This is a genomic window from Neisseria sp. P0021.S007 (assembly GCF_051956855.1).
The window spans coordinates 1-701 of the sequence record NZ_JBQCXA010000501.1 but is presented as its reverse complement, the minus strand read 5'-3'; the positions used below and the strand labels follow the sequence as shown (position 1 = coordinate 701).

1 protein-coding gene and 1 pseudogene are annotated in these 701 nt (G+C 43.2%); both read left to right on the top strand.

From position 1 onward, the window contains the following. Positions 1–310, top strand: a pseudogene (locus tag ACTHUR_RS14255) (hypothetical protein); the annotation flags it as partial. Between the two features lie 14 nt (positions 311–324). Next, positions 325–701 (top strand): cytochrome c1 (locus tag ACTHUR_RS14250; protein ID WP_440399210.1); only part of this gene is annotated, 377 nt, incomplete at its 3' end.

Below are 701 nucleotides of genomic sequence, written 5' to 3'. Positions count from 1 at the left end.
TTTGCATACAAACCCTAAATGGTTGGCTGAAAAAGCTGGTGGTATTAAATATTTAATTAGCCTGTTTGTTTATGCAGCTTTAATTATTTATAACCTGTATTTAGTTGCAGTCTTGCCAAATTACATCGTTAAGGCGTTCGTTCTGGCTTACACTGTTTTCTTTGCAGCTATTCCATTCCTGAATGCGTTTAATAGCGAAAAAGCTACGCCTGAACGCGTAACCATGAGCACTACTAAACAAAAAATTATGTTCTTTGTTTACGTCGGTATTACCGTTGTTGGTGCTTACTTGTTTGCAACCAATATCTGATGAGGGCAGCGAAAATGAAACAAACTCTGAAAAACTGGTTTGCTGCCTTATTGCTGGCAGTACCTATGAGTGCAGCCGTCGCCAGCGGCGGCCATGCAAACTACGAAAAAGTCGATATCGACCTGCGTGATCAAGTCAGTCTGCAGCACGGTGCGCAAATCTTTACAAACTACTGTTTGTCTTGCCACTCTGCAAGCGGTATGCGCTTCAACCGTCTGAAAGATATTGGTTTGACTGAAGATGAAATCAAGAAAAACCTGATGTTCACAACAGACAACGTTGGTGACGTAATGGTAGCGGCAATGGATCCGAAAGATGCCTCCAAATGGTTGGGTGCGCCTCCGCCGGATTTGACCCTGATTGCACGTTCTAAAGGTGCAGACTACCTGTA